1 pseudogene is annotated in these 404 nt (G+C 70.3%); it reads left to right on the forward strand.

Annotated features, from left to right (window positions below):
- A pseudogene (locus D7Y04_RS44855) lies at positions 1-404 on the forward strand (hypothetical protein); the annotation flags it as partial.

Here is a 404-nt window from a genome sequence, read left to right on the forward strand (position 1 = left end):
GGGCGAGTCCACCGCCACGTTCACCAACCTCAACTTCCCTGTCGCACCGCCGTCACCCACCCCCGCCCAGCGGCAGCAGGCCCAGCAGGTCTGCCAGAACGCGGGGGTCACCCAGATCGCCACGTTGTGGGCCTGCATCACGGACGTGTTCGTCACCAATGACACCTCGTCCGCCAGCGGCGCCGCGGCCGTCCAGACCAGTGCCCAGACCCAGGGCACTCCGCCTCCTCCCCAGCCCGCCCCCCAGTCCGTCTACCTGGTCAACTTCGAAGCGGGCGCTGGCGCCGGTGAGTGGAGCTCACAGCTCAGGAGCACGGTGCCCGCGGGAGGCCGCACCTTCCTCGGCGAGTTCAGCAACGAGACCGTCAGTCTCACGCTCCCGTCCCTGCCCCCGCACACCACGG

The organism is Corallococcus sp. AB038B, from assembly GCF_003668955.1.
In the GTDB taxonomy this organism is placed as follows: Bacteria; Myxococcota; Myxococcia; order Myxococcales; family Myxococcaceae; genus Corallococcus; species Corallococcus exiguus.